The organism is Streptomyces sp. AC558_RSS880, from assembly GCF_019049255.1.
Classification (GTDB): Bacteria; Actinomycetota; Actinomycetes; order Streptomycetales; family Streptomycetaceae; genus Streptomyces.
In genome coordinates this window covers 417,981-432,699 of record NZ_JAGMUJ010000130.1, presented here as the reverse complement: position 1 = coordinate 432,699, position 14,719 = coordinate 417,981, and the positions used below count along the sequence as shown (strand labels likewise).

The 14,719-nt window shown below is 72.2% G+C and carries 14 protein-coding genes and 1 pseudogene; 11 read left to right on the top strand and 4 right to left on the bottom strand.

Features of this window, described 5'->3' with window-relative positions:
• Positions 1-319 (bottom strand): annotated as a pseudogene (locus tag KUM38_RS31605) (hypothetical protein); the annotation flags it as partial.
• Between the two features lie 181 nt (positions 320-500).
• Here KUM38_RS31605 and KUM38_RS31600 point away from each other — a divergent pair.
• From KUM38_RS31600 to KUM38_RS31585, 4 genes are all read left to right on the top strand, one after another.
• Positions 501-1,439, top strand: a complete 939-nt coding sequence (locus KUM38_RS31600) for an SCO0930 family lipoprotein (protein ID WP_217134495.1) — start codon at positions 501-503, stop codon at positions 1,437-1,439.
• 322 nt (positions 1,440-1,761) lie between these two features.
• Complete coding sequence (locus KUM38_RS31595) at positions 1,762-2,574, top strand: SAM-dependent methyltransferase (protein ID WP_217134493.1); 813 nt, start codon at positions 1,762-1,764, stop codon at positions 2,572-2,574.
• The gene (locus KUM38_RS31590) at positions 2,571-4,712 is read left to right on the top strand and encodes a bifunctional diguanylate cyclase/phosphodiesterase (protein ID WP_217134447.1); all 2,142 of its coding nucleotides are present in this window, start codon (positions 2,571-2,573) and stop codon (positions 4,710-4,712) included. The genes KUM38_RS31595 and KUM38_RS31590 overlap by 4 nt, the downstream gene beginning before the upstream one ends.
• Positions 4,713-4,849: 137 nt before the next feature.
• On the top strand, positions 4,850-5,236 hold the full coding sequence (locus KUM38_RS31585; RefSeq protein ID WP_217134446.1) for a DUF4440 domain-containing protein: 387 nt from the start codon (positions 4,850-4,852) through the stop codon (positions 5,234-5,236).
• A gap of 264 nt (positions 5,237-5,500) precedes the next feature.
• On the opposite strand, the gene KUM38_RS31580 is transcribed toward KUM38_RS31585, so the two are convergent.
• Positions 5,501-6,385, bottom strand: a complete 885-nt coding sequence (locus KUM38_RS31580) for a LysR family transcriptional regulator (protein WP_217134445.1) — start codon at positions 6,383-6,385, stop codon at positions 5,501-5,503.
• Between the two features lie 120 nt (positions 6,386-6,505).
• Here KUM38_RS31580 and KUM38_RS31575 point away from each other — a divergent pair, with 120 nt between their 5' ends.
• From KUM38_RS31575 to KUM38_RS31550, 6 genes are all read left to right on the top strand, one after another.
• Positions 6,506-7,177: a succinate dehydrogenase gene (locus tag KUM38_RS31575; RefSeq protein WP_217134444.1), complete on the top strand. Its 672-nt coding sequence runs from the start codon at positions 6,506-6,508 to the stop codon at positions 7,175-7,177.
• Positions 7,178-7,179: 2 nt separating this feature from the next.
• Positions 7,180-9,129 carry a fumarate reductase/succinate dehydrogenase flavoprotein subunit gene (locus tag KUM38_RS31570; RefSeq protein WP_217134443.1) on the top strand — a complete coding sequence of 650 codons (1,950 nt, stop codon included), beginning with the start codon at positions 7,180-7,182 and terminating at the stop codon, positions 9,127-9,129.
• Complete coding sequence (locus KUM38_RS31565) at positions 9,126-9,875, top strand: succinate dehydrogenase/fumarate reductase iron-sulfur subunit (protein WP_217134442.1); 750 nt, start codon at positions 9,126-9,128, stop codon at positions 9,873-9,875. The genes KUM38_RS31570 and KUM38_RS31565 overlap by 4 nt, the downstream gene beginning before the upstream one ends.
• 297 nt (positions 9,876-10,172) lie before the next feature.
• Positions 10,173-10,943, top strand: coding sequence for a GNAT family N-acetyltransferase (locus KUM38_RS31560; protein ID WP_217134440.1), 771 nt, complete (start codon positions 10,173-10,175; stop codon positions 10,941-10,943).
• Positions 10,943-11,743 carry a 1-acyl-sn-glycerol-3-phosphate acyltransferase gene (locus KUM38_RS31555; protein ID WP_217134438.1) on the top strand — a complete coding sequence of 267 codons (801 nt, stop codon included), beginning with the start codon at positions 10,943-10,945 and terminating at the stop codon, positions 11,741-11,743. The genes KUM38_RS31560 and KUM38_RS31555 overlap by 1 nt, the downstream gene beginning before the upstream one ends.
• Before the next feature lie 103 nt (positions 11,744-11,846).
• Positions 11,847-12,812 carry a DUF2382 domain-containing protein gene (locus KUM38_RS31550; RefSeq protein ID WP_217134436.1) on the top strand — a complete coding sequence of 322 codons (966 nt, stop codon included), beginning with the start codon at positions 11,847-11,849 and terminating at the stop codon, positions 12,810-12,812.
• Between the two features lie 36 nt (positions 12,813-12,848).
• Here the strand turns inward: KUM38_RS31550 and KUM38_RS31545 are convergent, their stop codons facing one another.
• Entirely contained in the window at positions 12,849-13,871 is a 1,023-nt protein-coding gene (locus KUM38_RS31545) for an LLM class flavin-dependent oxidoreductase (RefSeq protein ID WP_217134434.1), read from the bottom strand.
• Positions 13,872-13,914: 43 nt separating this feature from the next.
• Here KUM38_RS31545 and KUM38_RS31540 point away from each other — a divergent pair, with 43 nt between their 5' ends.
• On the top strand, positions 13,915-14,424 hold the full coding sequence (locus tag KUM38_RS31540) for a hypothetical protein (RefSeq protein ID WP_254397986.1): 510 nt from the start codon (positions 13,915-13,917) through the stop codon (positions 14,422-14,424).
• Positions 14,425-14,448: 24 nt separating this feature from the next.
• On the opposite strand, the gene KUM38_RS31535 is transcribed toward KUM38_RS31540, so the two are convergent.
• Positions 14,449-14,664 (bottom strand): dodecin, encoded by a 216-nt coding sequence (locus KUM38_RS31535; protein WP_217134430.1) that lies wholly within the window; start codon positions 14,662-14,664, stop codon positions 14,449-14,451.
• Positions 14,665-14,719 lie beyond the last annotated feature (55 nt).

Sequence of the window (14,719 nt, the reverse complement as noted above, 5' to 3'; positions counted from 1 at the left end):
GGGTCGGGCGTGGTTTCGGCGGTGGTGGAGGTGTGGGCGGTGTGGGCTCGGGCGGGGGCGGCGGCTTCGGAGGGGGCGTGGGCGTGGGGGTGGGCGTGGGCGTGGGTGTGGGGGACGGCGGCGGTGAGCAGACCGGGGGGTCGGTCCAGGTGACGTGCCCCGCGACCGCCACCGCCTCCGTGCCGCCCGGCCCCGTCGAGGCGTACGCGCAGGAGTCGGCCACGGCCGTGCCGGGGGTGCCGACGAGCGCCCAGATCAGCGTCGTCACGGCCAACGCGCGTGCGGTGGCGCGGGATTGGGTCGGTACGAGTGCTTGCACGTTGAGGATCATGAGTCGTGCACCGCCGGGCCACGCCCGGGATCCCGGTGATTGCCCCGAAGGAGTTAACAAAAGAAATCCGGGCCACCGTTGAACACGACCCGTGCCCCCGTGCGTACCCATCGTCGAGCGGCGGCACAGCAGGGCGCTGCAACACCCTTGCGATGATGTGGAGTTGACGATGAAGACCTCCTGGCGGACCGCCTCGCTGGTGGCGAGCGCCGCGGCGGTGCTGGCCCTGACCACGGCGTGCGGGCAGGAGAGCCCGCCGTCCGCCTCCAGCCAGAACGTCGGTGCCACGGCCGGGGCCGGGGACCTCGGCAGCATCGGCACCGGCGCGGGCCAGGCGGGAGGCGGCGACGCACAGGCGTCGGCGGGCCCTTCCGACACGGCGGGCGAGCTGAACGTCTCCACCAACGCCGAACTGGGCAAGGTGGTGACCGACAACCTCGGTCTGACCCTGTACCGCTTCGACCAGGACACCGCCGAGCCGCCCGCCTCCAACTGCGAGGACGACTGCGCCAAGACCTGGCCGCCGGTGCCCGCCGACGACGCCACGGCCGGCGAGGGCATCGACAAGTCGCTGCTCGGGTCGGTCTCCCGGGCCGACGGCACCGAGCAGCTCACCGTCGCCGGCTGGCCGGCCTACCGCTACGTCAAGGACGTCAACGCCGGTGACGTCAAGGGCCAGGGCGTGGGCGGCAAGTGGTACGCGCTGAACCCCGAGGGCAAGAAGGCGCAGGCGGCCGAGCAGCCCGGCCTGTCCACCCGCGAGGACCCGAAGCTCGGGGAGATCGTCGTCGACAAGAACGGCATGACCGTCTACCGCTTCATGAAGGACGAGGCCTGGCCGAAGCCCGTGTCGGCCTGCACCGGCGCCTGCCTGGAGAAGTGGCCGGTGGTCTCGCCGGTCGACTTCGCGGACACCAAGGGCATCCAGAAGAAGGGCTACATGACCTTCACCCGCCCGGACGGCGCCGACCAGCAGACGATCAACTGCTGGCCCATCTACACCTTCGCCGGCGACAAGGCTCCCGGCGACACCAACGGTCAGGGCGTCGGCGGCACCTGGTACGCCGTACGGCCCGACGGAAAGCCGGTCGGCGCTCCGGAGAAATAACAACCTCCCAGGGTGTCGTCCGCTCCGGACGCCGCCGACCGCGTGTCCGCCCCTTCGCAGCCTGCGGAGGGGCGGACCGTTTTGCCGTGATTCACCGGTACCCGTGGAATTATCGGAGCCCTTCTCCGCGTACCTCTCGGCGTGCCGGAACTCTCCGGAATGTCACGGCCGCATGTCGTCACGCTTTCGCGGTGGCCGAATAGGCACGTGCCACTGGCAGTGACCGGGAACGGACGGTCAATTTCCGTTTGGGGTCGCTCCTTTGGCGGGCGATCAGTAGCCTCTGCTCGAACACCGGATCGTCTACGTCTTGGAGAGCTACATGGAGCGTCCCGCCTGGGCCCCTCGGAGCATCGACATCTCGGTGCCCAGCATCTCCCGGATGTACGACTACTACCTGGGCGGTTCGCACAACTTCGAGGTCGACCGGGAAGCGGCCCGCAGGGCCATGGAGTTCATGCCGGGCCTGCCCAAGATCATGCAGGCGAACCGTGCCTTCATGCGGCGGGCGGTGCGTTTCGCGGCCGGTGAGGGCATCACCCAGTTCCTGGACATCGGTTCCGGCATCCCGACGTTCGGCAACGTCCACGAGGTGGCGCAGGCGGCCGTACCGGACGCACGGGTGATGTACGTCGACCACGACCCGGTGGCCGTGGCGCACAGCCAGGCCGTTCTGGAGGGCAACGACGGCGCGGACGTCGTCGCCGCGGACCTCCGCAAGCCGCGGGAGATCATCGACAGTCCCGAAGTGCTGCGGTTGATCGACCTGAATCGGCCAGTGGCGCTGCTTCTCGTTGCCATACTGCACTTCGTGGAAGACGCGGACGACCCGTATGCGGCGGTGGCCGAACTGCGCCAGGCCCTCGCGCCCGGCAGCATGCTGGTGCTCACCCATGCCTCGTACGAGGGAATCCCGCTGCCGGCGGAGCGGGCCGAGGGGGCGGTGGACGTGTACCAGGACATTCGCAACCCGCTGATCATGCGCACGCGCGAGGAGATCGCGCGGTTCTTCGAGGGGTACGACATGGTGGAACCCGGACTGGTGCCGATGCCGCAGTGGCGGCCGGACACCGCACCGGAGGACGAGGATCCCTACGCGTTCTCCGGTTTCGCGGGCGTGGGGCGTACGGCGTGAGCGCGGAGCCGGACGGGCCGGAGGACAGACTGCGCCGGTTCGCGACGATCTGGAGCCGGGCGGTCTTCCCGGTGACCTCGACGTCGGCGACCCGCCCGGAGTTCGAGGAGCGGCTGCTGCCGCTGGCCCGGCTGCTGAGCGAGGCGCTGCGGGCCCGGTCGTTCGACGCGGACGCGGGCCGGACGGCCGGGGCCGCGCTGGTGGAGGCGCACTGCACCGACCCGGAGGCGCTCAGCCGGACCCTGGACTGCGTGGACGCCTATCTCGTCCTGTACTGCGGCGAGGACGGCGACCGGGAGGATCTGCGGGCACGCTCCGCGAGGCTCCAGCACGCCATGGCCGCCGGGTTCGCGCAGGCGCTGCGCGAGCGGACGCTGGCCGAGCAGGAGGCCGTCGCGCGGGCCGCGCTGGAGGCCCAGGGCGTGGTGGCGCAGGCGCTGCACGCCACCGAGGCCCGGTTCCGCGCGGTGTTCGAGGGCGCGGCCATAGGGATCGGCATCGCCGACCTGGAGGGCAACGTCCTGCAGGTCAACGGCGCGCTGCGGCGCATGTTCGGCCTGTCCGAACATGCCTTGCGCGGCCGCAAGGTCAAGGAGTGGGTCCACCCCGACGACGCCCCGCAGACGTGGCGGCTCTACGACGAGCTGGTGCGCGGCGAGCGCGAGCACTACCACCTCGAAAAGGCGTTCTACCGCCCGGACGGAACGGTCCTGTGGACCAATCTGACGGTGTCCCTGCTGCGCGACGCCGACGGCGACCCGCAGTACCAGCTCGCCCTCATGGAGGACACCACCGAGCGGCGGCTGCTCAACCTCCGGCTGCGGTACGAGGCCACCCACGACGCGCTGACCGGGCTGCCCAACCGGGCGTTCTTCTTCGAGCGGCTGGAGAAGGCGCTCGGCGCCGGCGGGGGCCAGCGGTTCGGGCTGTGCTACCTCGACCTGGACGGCTTCAAGACCGTCAACGACAGCCTCGGGCACGCGGCCGGCGACCGGCTGCTCGTCGAGGTCGCCGACCGGCTGCAGGCCTGCGCCACCGCGTCCGGCGAGATGGTGGCCCGGCTCGGCGGCGACGAGTTCGTGGCACTGACCACCGGCCCCGACACCGAGCGGACCGTCGACGAGCTCGCCGCCCGCATCATGAACGCCCTGCTCGCCCCGATCAGCGTGGACGGCCGGGAACTGACCGTGCGCGGCAGCATCGGCATCGTCGAGGGACCGGCCGGGGAGCGCAGCGCGGCGGAGGTGCTGCGCAGCGCCGACATCACCATGTACCGGGCCAAGTCGGCGGGCGGCAACCGGTTCGAGCTCGCCGACCCGGAGGCCGACGCCCGCGCCATCACCCGGCACGGGCTCACCACGGCGCTGCCGACGGCCCTGGACCGGGGCGAGTTCTTCATCGAGTACCAGCCGCTGGTGCATCTCGGCGACGGCAGTGTGCGGGGCGCCGAGGCACTGGTGCGCTGGCTGCACCCGCAGCACGGGGTGCTGTCCCCGGACCGGTTCATCCCGCTCGCCGAGCACACCGGGCTGATCGTTCCGCTGGGCCGCTGGGTGCTGGAGCAGTCGGTGCGTCAGGCCCGTGAGTGGCGGGACCGGCACGGGGGTGAGGCGCTCGGTCCGCTGCGCATCAACGTGAACCTGTCGCCCTGCCAGCTCACGCATCCCGGGCTGGTCCAGGACACGGTGGACATCCTGGAGCGCACCGGCGTGGCCCCCGACGCCCTGTGTCTGGAGGTGACCGAGTCGGCGCTGATCGGCGCGGACGACGACCTGCTGAAGCCGCTGCGCCGGCTGGCGGAGATGGGCGTCGACATCGCCCTGGACGACTTCGGCACCGGCTACTCCAACCTGGCCAACCTGCGCCGGCTCCCGGTGAGCGTCCTGAAGCTGGACCGCTCCTTCACCCAGAGCATGCAGCAGTTCCCGGCCGACCCCGTCGACCTGAAGATCGTCGAGGGGATCGTCTCCCTGGCGCACAGCCTCGACCTCGCCGTCACGGTGGAGGGCGTGGAGACGGGGGCCCAGGCCGAACAGCTCCGTGTCCTCGGCTGCGACACGGCCCAGGGCTGGTACTACGCCCGCCCGGGCCCGCCGGAGCGGCTGCACGAGCTGGCGCTGGTGGACGCGACGGGCTGAGCCGCGCCCGGCGGCTCGGGGGTGCGGGTCGCACGGCGGCTGCGGGCCGGCCGCGCCCACGCGGCGGAGCCGCACATGTGCCGGCCCCGCGCCCTCGAGGGGCATATCGCTCACGCACGGACAAGGAGCAGGTGGGAATGGTCCAGGAAGCAGACTCGGTGAGCGCTGCGATCGAGGGTGAGCTGCGGCTCCTGGACCCGGCCGTACGCTCTTCGCGCGCCGAGGTCGTGCGTCTGCTGGACCCCGAGTTCACCGAGGTCGGCGCCTCGGGCCGGCGCTACACGTACGAGGAGATGCTCACCGAACTGCACGAGCACCCGGGTGGCTCGGCGGGCGGCCCGGTGTACGAACCGTCGGAGATCACCGGCGTCCTCCTCGCACCCGGCGTGGTCCACCTCACGTACGAGACCCGCTTCGACGGTCGGCGGGCCCGCCGCAGCTCCCTGTGGCGCAGGCGTGACGAGGAGTCCGGCTGGCGCCTGTACCACCACCAGGGCACTCCGGTGCCGCCGGACACCCCCTAGGTTTCGGTGCGGGCGGCCTCGGCCACCGCCGTCGCCGCGCGCACCAGTGCCGCGGTCGCCGAACCCAGCACGCCCGGGACCGCGCCCACAGGCTTCCGCCAGTGGTGCGAGACGGTGCTCAGGCCGGCCGTGCTCTCCTGAGCCCGGCCCGCACCCGGGCCCGCACCTAGGCGCGCGGGCTCGAGCCCGCGCGCCCGAGCCCGGTGCCGTTGTCTGAGCCCGTGCCGTGCCCGAGCCCCGTTGCGGCGCCCGAATGCGGCTAGCTCAGCGCTCCAGCAGCATCCGCTGCAGCTCGCGGGCCGCGCGGGGCGGGGCCACGTCGCTGCGGTGGGCCAGGGCGATGGTGCGGTGCAGGCCCGGACGGGCCAGCGGGGTGACGCGCAGTCCGTGGCCGGAGCGGGCGGCCACCATCCGCGGCACCACCGCCACTCCCAGCCCCGCCCGTACGAAGCCCAGTACCGCGTCCATCTCGCCGCCCTCCACCGCGAATCCGGGCTCGAAGCCCTCCGCCCGGCACGCCGCCACGGTCAGCTCGCGCAGGTCGTAGCCGTGCCGGAACATCACCAGGCGTTCGCCCTCCAGGTCGGCGATGCGCACGGCGCGCCGGCCCCGTCCCGGCCGCGGGGCGTCCGGGGAGGAGACGACCACCAGGTCCTCGCGCAGCAGCTCCACCGTGGTGAGCGCGGGGGAGGGGGTCGGCAGCGGCAGGACCACCAGGGCCAGGTCGAGGGCGCCGCGGGCCAGCTCCCGCACCAGGTCGTGGGAGCCGCCCTCCTCGACCAGCAGCCGGACGCCCGGGTAGCGGTCGTGGAAGGCGCGCAGCACGTCCGGCAGCAGTCCGGTGCACAGGCTCGGCGTCGCGCCCAGCCGCACCCGCCCGCTGCGCAGCTGCGCCACCTCCTGCACCTCGTGCCGGGCGGTGTCCGCGTCGGCGAGGATCCGCCGGGCCAGCGGCAGCAGCGCCTCACCCGCGTCGGTCAGCGTGATGTTCCCGCGCGCCCGCCGGAACAGGTCCGCCCCCAGCTCCCGCTCCAGCGCCTTGATCTGCTGCGACAGCGACGGCTGCGCGACGTGGACCGACTCCGCGGCCCGGGTGAAGTGCCGGGTCTCGGCGACGGCCACGAAGTACTGGAGCTGCTGGAACTGCATGCACTCAGCATAGGCTCTCCCTATCGAAACGAGCCGGACCATGTCTTGGACCGATGGGGCCTTCCGGCCCTAGCGTCTGGTGACATGGCTCTGGCAACGCGGACGGACCGACGGCCGTCCATGGCACGCACCGTGTGGGACTCGACCGTCGGCAAGAAGACAGTGATGGCGGTCAGCGGCCTGATCATGCTGCTGTACCTGGTCGCCCACATGATCGGGAACCTGAAGATCTTCTTCGGGGCCGGCGAGTTCAACCACTACGCCCACTGGCTGCGCACGGTCGGCGAACCGTTCATGCACTACGAGTGGACGCTGTGGCTCGTCCGTGTCGTCCTCGTCGTCGCCGTGACCGCCCACGCCGTCTCCGCCTACCAGCTCAGCCGCCGCGACATCAAGGCGCGCCCCAGCAAGTACGTGCACAGGAAGGCGCGGGCGAGCTACGCCACGCGCACCATGCGCTGGGGCGGCGTCATCCTCGCCCTGTTCATCGTCTGGCACCTCCTCGACCTGACCACCGGCACCGTGCACTCCGGCGGCTTCGAGACGGGCAAGCCCTACCAGAACGTCGTGGACACCTTCTCCACCTGGTACGGCAACGTCATCTACATCGTCGCGATGCTCGCCGTCGGCCTGCACATCCGGCACGGCTTCTGGAGCGCCGCCCAGACCCTCGGCGCCGGCGGCCGCACCCGCGACCGCGCCCTCAAGACCACCGCCAATGCCCTCGCACTGCTGCTCACGGCCGGCTTCCTCGCCGTCCCCGTGGGCGTCATGACCGGAGTGGTGAGCTGACCATGACCTCCTACACCGAGTACGCGACCGGCGAGCCGGTCGCCGACACCAAGGCCCCCGCGGGACCGGTCCACGAGCGCTGGGACAAGCGCCGCTTCGAGGCCAAGCTGGTCAACCCCGCCAACCGGCGGGGGAAGACCGTCATCGTCGTCGGAACCGGTCTCGCGGGCGGCTCGGCCGGTGCCACGCTCGCCGAACAGGGCTACCGCGTCGTCCAGTTCTGCTACCAGGACTCCCCGCGCCGCGCCCACTCCATCGCCGCGCAAGGAGGCATCAACGCGGCGAAGAACTACCGCAACGACGGCGACTCGGTCCACCGCCTGTTCTACGACACCGTCAAGGGCGGCGACTTCCGCTCCCGCGAGTCCAACGTCCACCGCCTCGCGCAGATCTCCGTCGAGATCATCGACCAGTGCGTGGCCCAGGGCGTGCCCTTCGCCCGCGAGTACGGCGGACTGCTCGACACCCGCTCCTTCGGCGGCGTCCAGGTCTCCCGCACCTTCTACGCCCGCGGCCAGACGGGCCAGCAGCTGCTCCTCGGCGCCTACCAGGCGCTCAGCCGGCAGATCGCGGCCGGGAACGTCGAGATGCACCCGCGCACCGAGATGCTCGACCTGATCGTCGTCGGCGGACGGGCCCGCGGCATCGTCGCCCGGGACCTGATCACCGGGAAGATCGACACGTACTTCGCGGACGCCGTCGTCCTCGCCAGCGGCGGCTACGGCAACGTCTTCTACCTGTCGACGAACGCCATGAACTCCAACGCCACCGCGATCTGGAGGGCGCACCGGCGCGGCGCGTACTTCGCCAACCCCTGCTTCACCCAGATCCACCCCACCTGCATCCCGCGCACCGGCGACCACCAGTCCAAGCTGACGCTGATGAGCGAGTCGCTGCGCAACGACGGCCGGATCTGGGTGCCGAAGGCCAAGGGCGACACCCGCCCGGCCCACCAGATCCCCGAGGACGAGCGCGACTACTACCTGGAGCGCATCTACCCCTCCTTCGGCAACCTCGTCCCCCGTGACATCGCCTCCCGCGCCGCGAAGAACGTCTGCGACGAGGGCAGGGGCGTCGGTCCCGGCGGCCAGGGCGTCTACCTCGACTTCGCCGACGCCATCAAGCGGATGGGCCGGGGGGCCGTCGAGGCGAAGTACGGCAACCTCTTCGACATGTACCAGCGGATCACCGACGAGGATCCGTACCGGGTGCCGATGCGGATCTACCCCGCCGTGCACTACACGATGGGCGGACTGTGGGTCGACTACGACCTCCAGACCACCGTCCCGGGCCTGTTCGCCGTCGGCGAGGCCAACTTCTCCGACCACGGGGCCAACCGCCTCGGCGCCTCCGCGCTGATGCAGGGCCTGGCCGACGGCTACTTCGTCCTCCCGGCCACCGTCAACGACTACCTGGCCCGCAACCCGCAGCAGGAGGAGGTCACCGACGAACACCCGGTGGTGCAGGAGGTGCTGGCCGAGACCGAGGACCGGCTGAGCCTGCTGCTGTCCGTCGACGGCGACCGCACCCCCGACTCCTTCCACCGGGAACTCGGCGAACTCATGTGGGAGTTCTGCGGCATGGCCCGCTCCGAGTCGGGACTGCGCAAGGCCCTCGAGCGGATCCCGCAGATCCGCGAGGAGTTCTGGCGGCGCATCAAGGTCCCCGGCACCGGCGAGGAGTTCAACCAGTCCCTCGAGAAGGCCAACCGCATCGTCGACTACCTGGAGCTCGCCGAGCTGATGTGCCTCGACGCGCTGCACCGCTCCGAGTCCTGCGGCGGCCACTTCCGCGAGGAGTCCCAGACCCCCGACGGCGAGGCCGCGCGCCGGGACGACGAGTTCTCCTACGCCGCCGCCTGGGAGTTCACCGGCACCGGCGAGGCTCCCGTCCTGCACAGGGAAGACCTGGTCTTCGAGTACGTCCACCCCACCCAGCGGAGCTACGCATGAAGCTCAACCTGCGCGTCTGGCGGCAGAAGAACGCCGGCGCCGACGGCGCCATGTCCACGTACGAGGTGGACGGCATCTCACCCGACATGTCCTTCCTGGAGATGCTCGACACCCTCAACGAGGAGCTCATCCTCAAGGGCGAGGACCCGGTCGCCTTCGACCACGACTGCCGCGAGGGCATCTGCGGCGCCTGCTCGCTCGTCATCAACGGCGACGCCCACGGGCCCGAGCGCACCACCACCTGCCAGCTGCACATGCGGTCCTTCAAGGACGGCGACACCATCGACGTCGAGCCGTGGCGGGCATCCGCCTTCCCGGTCGTGAAGGACCTGGTGGTCGACCGGTCCGCCTTCGACCGGATCATCCAGGCCGGCGGCTACATCACCGCGCCGACCGGCTCCGCTCCCGAGGCCCATGCGACGCCCGTGCCGAAGCCGGACGCGGACCTCGCCTTCGAGCACGCGGAGTGCATCGGCTGCGGGGCGTGCGTCGCGGCCTGCCCCAACGGCGCGGCGATGCTCTTCACCTCCGCGAAGATCAACCACTTGAACGTGCTGCCGCAGGGGGCGCCCGAGCGGGAGACGCGGGTGCTGGACATGGTGGCGCAGATGGACGAGGAGGGGTTCGGGGGGTGCACGCTCGCCGGCGAGTGCGCCACCGCGTGCCCGAAGGGCATTCCGCTCACCTCCATCACCGGTATGAACAAGGAGTGGTTGCGGGCGACGCGGAAGGTCTCCAAGCGGTAGCGCCGTCGCACTGACGGTCGTCGCCGGACTGCGGGCAGTCAGTGGCTGGTCGCGCCCACGCGGCGGAGTCGCACCATGTCACGCCCCGCCCTTTCGGGGCGCTTCACCGAACGTTCGCCGGAGGTGCGGACGGACGGGGCCGGGAGAGGTGCTCCTCCCGGCCCCGTCTCGCTTTCCGCTCCGGTCATTCAGCATCTCCACATCCGTACTCCCGGCTCCGGTCACGTACACGCCAACCCCGGTCGGAAGAACAGGGGTGTCCCCACCCCCGCTCCGGCGCGTGATCAGGAGAGAGCCATGACCGGCGTACTGACCGTCGACCACCCCCCGCAGCCCGCCGCCCCCACCCGCTACACCGTCACCCTCGCCCGCGACGAGGAGGACGTGCGTGCCGCCCAGCGGCTGCGGTACGACGTCTTCGCGGGGGAGATGGGCGCCCTGCTGGCCACCCCGCAGCCGGGGCTGGACGTCGACCCCTTCGACGCCTACTGCGACCACCTGCTCGTGCGTGAGGAGGTCAGCGGCCAGGTCGTCGGCACCTACCGGCTGCTGCCGCCGGAGCGCGCCGGGATCGCCGGGCGGCTGTACGCGGAGGGCGAGTTCGACCTGTCGGGGCTCGACGCGATACGGCCGTCACTCGTCGAGGTCGGCCGCTCCTGTGTGCACCCCGACCACCGTGACGGCGCGGTCATCGGACTCATCTGGGCCGGTATCGCCCGCTACATGACCGATCACGGTCACGCCTGGCTGGCCGGCTGCTGCTCCGTCCCGCTGGCCGACGGCGGCGCGCTCGCCTCCGCCACCTGGGACCGGGTGCGGGCCAAGCACCTCGCACCCGAGGAGTACCGGGTGCGCCCGCTGCTGCCCTGGGTGCCGAGCACCTCGGCACCCGCCGCGTCCTCCGAGCTGCCGGCCCTGCTGCGCGGCTACCTCCGGCTCGGCGCCTGGGTCTGCGGCGAGCCCGCGCACGACGTGGACTTCGGTGTCGCCGACCTCTACGTGCTGCTGCCGATGAACCGGGTCAACCCCCGCTACCTGCGGCACTTCCTCTCCCTCGTCCCCGCCTGATGAGCGTCTGGCTGCCGAGCGCGCCCTGCACCCCGCGGGGCTGTGTGGAACCGACGGCGTCCGCGGCGGCCGTACCGCTGGCGGTGCTGCGGCTGGCGGCGGTGGGCCTGCTGGTCCTCGCCGGGATCGCGCTGCTCCCGCTCGGGCGGCGGGTCCCGGCCGGCGCGGTGCGCCGGTGGTGCCGGTGGATCGTACGGGCCGCCGGGGTCCGGGTCCGTATCGCCGGGGCCGCCGTGCCCGAGGGCGGACTGCTGCTCGTCGCCAACCACATCTCCTGGCTGGACGTGCCGCTGCTCGCGGCGGTCCGTCCGGCCCGGATGCTGGCCAAGACCGAGGTACGGCGCTGGCCCGTGGCCGGGGCGCTGGCGGCGCGCGGTGGCGTGCTGTTCATCGACCGTGACCGGCTGCGCGCCCTGCCGGACACGGTCGCCGCGCTCGCCGGGATCCTGCGCGGCGGCGCGGCGGTCGCGGCGTTCCCGGAGGGCAGCACCTGGTGCGGCCGGGCCCGGGGGCACTTCCGCCGCGCGGTCTTCCAGGCGGCGCTGGACGCCCGGGTCCCGGTACAGCCGGTGCGCATCAGCTACCGGAGCGCGTGCGGAACCCCGGCCACCGCACCGGCCTTCGTCGGCGACGACACGCTCCTCGCCTCGCTGTGGCGCGTGGCGTCGGCCCGTGGCGTGGTCGCCGAGGTCGAGGTGCGGGCCCCCATCCGGCCGGGGAGTCACATCGACCGCCGTGCCCTGGCGTACGCGGCGCAGCCGGAGGCGGTGGCGGGACACGAGGGAGGTCACCACGCGTGAGCACTGTGGAAAATTAAGTGCTCTTTGTCGCCTTTGCCCCGTTTTTAGCGGGTAATCCGGGAGACCCAGTGAGGGGCGACCTTCGAAAGGAGGGTGATGGAAGATGATCACCCGCGAAGAGATCTCGATCCTGCTGGATCATCCGGTGTACGACGGGGACGGGAACAAGGTCGGCGACGCGAAGCACGTCTTCCTCGACGACGCGAGCGGGCGCCCCGAGTGGGTGACTGTCAAAACAGGCATGTTCGGCTCCAGCGAGTCGTTCATCCCCATCCGTGACGCCGCCCTGGTGAAGGACCACCTCGAGGTCCCCTACCGCAAGGACAAGATCAAGGGCGCGCCCAACGTCGACATCGACGCGGGCGGCCATCTGTCGGTGGAGGAGGAGCACCGGCTGTACGACTACTACGGCATCGACTGGGGTTCCGTGCTGACCGAACCCGGCGAACGCGACCGGTCCCCCGGCATGGGCACGGCCGGTACGGCGGGAGCCGCCGGAGCGGCCGGAGCGGCGGGCGCCGCCGGTGCGGCGGGCACGGCCGGCCGCCGGGGCGACACCTCCCGGACGGCGCCGGGCACGGCCGGGCCCGCGGGCGTCGCCGGAACCGCCGGCACCGCGGGCGGCCGGAGCGAGGCCCGGACCCGGGGACCCGGCGACGACGCCATGACCCGTTCCGAGGAGCGGATGCACGTCGGCGTCGAGCGGCATGAGGCCGGACGGGCCAGGCTGCGCAAGTACGTGGTCACGGAGGAGGTCCAGCAGACCGTGCCGGTGCGCCACGAGGAGGTCCGCGTGGAGCGCGAGCCGATCACGGACGCCAACCGCGGCGAGGCCATGTCGGGCCCGGCCTTCAAGGAGGACGAGCACGAGGTCACGCTGTACGAGGAGCGCCCGGTCGTGGAGACCGAGGCGGTGCCGGTCGAGCGGGTCCGGATGACCACGGAGGAGAAGACCGCCGACGAGACCGTCCGCGGCCGGGTCCGCAAGGAGCGCATCGAGGCCGAGACGGAGATGGACGAGGAGTCCGGCCGCCGTGGCCGTGACGTCCCCGGGCGGGGCCGCGAGTAACGCCGCCCCCGACCCCCAGCGCGCGCCGGTCCCATTTCACCGGCGCGTCGCCGTGCCGCCGTCCAGCCCGGCGATCGCGGCGAGCCGCCGGTAGGAGTCCAGCAGCGCCTCCCGGTCGTGGGTGCTGGTGGTGACGAGCACCTCCTGCGCGCCCGTCTCCTCCAGGACCGCCTCCAGCTGGTGCGCCACCTCGTCCTCGGTGCCGGCCACTTGGCCGCTGAGCCCCGACTCGTAGAAGCCGCGCTCCTTGGCGTTCAGGGAGAGCGCCTCGACGCGCTCGGCGGGCGGCAGCGGCGGAAAGCTGCCGTGGGTCCGGGAGTACGCCATCGACCAGGCCTCCGGGACCAGCAGCCGTCGGGCCTCCTCGGGGGTGCCGGCCACCGCGACCGTGCCGGAGACGACCACGTACGGCTCGCTCGCCCACGGAGAGGGGCGGAACCGGTCGCGGTAGTGGTCGATGCCGCGCCGCATCCTGTCCCGGTCGCGGAGGTCGCCGATGACCATCGGCAGGCCCGCGCGGGCCGCGATCGTGGCGCCCTCGCCCATGGCGAGCACGAACGGCGGCACGGTCAGACCCTCGGTGGGCCGGGCGTGCACCCCGGTGGGAGAGGTGCCCCGGAACCAGCCGAGCAGCTCGTCGAGCTGGGCCGCGAAGTCCTCCGCGTCGTCCTTGCCGCGCCCCAGCGCCCTGCGCACCCCGTCGGTGAAGCCGACCGATCGGCCCAGGCCCATGTCGACGCGGCCCGGGAACAGCGATTCCAGCACCCCGAACTGCTCGGCCACCACCAGCGGCCGGTGGTTGGGCAGCATGACCCCGCCGGTGCCGACGCGGATGGTCCGGGTCGCCCCGGCGACGGCGGCGGCCAGCACGGTCGGCGCCGAACCCGCGACCCCCGGCACCCCGTGGTGTTCGGCGACCCAGAACCGGTGGTAGCCGAGCCGCTCCACCTCCCGCGCCAGGCCGACGGTGTCCCGCAGCGCCTCGGGGCCGGTGTGCCCCTCACGGATGCGGGAGCGGTCGAGGACGGAGAAGCGGGCCGAGCGGATCACGGAACTCATACCGGGTTCAACACCCGGTGGCCCTCAGGATTCCGCACGCTCCATGGCTAGGCTGGGCGGTGTGACCGACCGCAACGAGCGGCCGCTGGCCGTGTTCGACCTCGACAACACCCTCGCCGACACGGCGCACCGGCAGCACTTCCTGGAGCGCAGGCCGCGCGACTGGGACGCCTTCTTCGCCGCCGCGCCGCAGGACCCACCGCTCGCCGAGGGCATCGCACTGCTCCGGGAGCGCGCGCGGGAGTGCGAGATCGTCTACCTCACCGGGCGGCCCGAACGCTGCCGGCGCTCCACGCTGGACTGGCTCGCCGCCCAGGAACTGCCCGAGGGGGACGTGCACATGCGCGGCAACGCCGACCGCAGGCCGGCCCGCCACACCAAGCTGGCGATCCTGCGCCGCCTCGCCCGTACCCGGGACGTCCGCGTGCTCGTGGACGACGACGAGCTGGTCTGCCAGGACGCCCGGCGGGCCGGCTTCACCGTCGTCCTCGCCCGCTGGACGGCCCCGTCCGGGGAGCTGAGGGACGCGCAGGAGCGGGAAGGGCGTACCTGAGCGGCGGCCCGGTCCCACCCCGGATCAGTCCGCCTCCTCCAGCCGGAAGCCGACCTTCAGCCCCACCTGCCAGTGTGCGACCTGCCCGTTCTCGATCTGGCCGCGCACCTGGGTCACCTCGAACCAGTCCAGGTTGCGCAGGGTCCGCGAGGCGCGTTCGATGCCGTTGCGTACGGCCTGGTCGACGCCGTCGGGTGAGGTGCCGACGATCTCCGTGACCCGGTAGGTGTGATTCGACATGCGACTGCTCCTCTCGCCTCATTCCACCGTGCCCCACACCCCGGCGGAGCGCGAG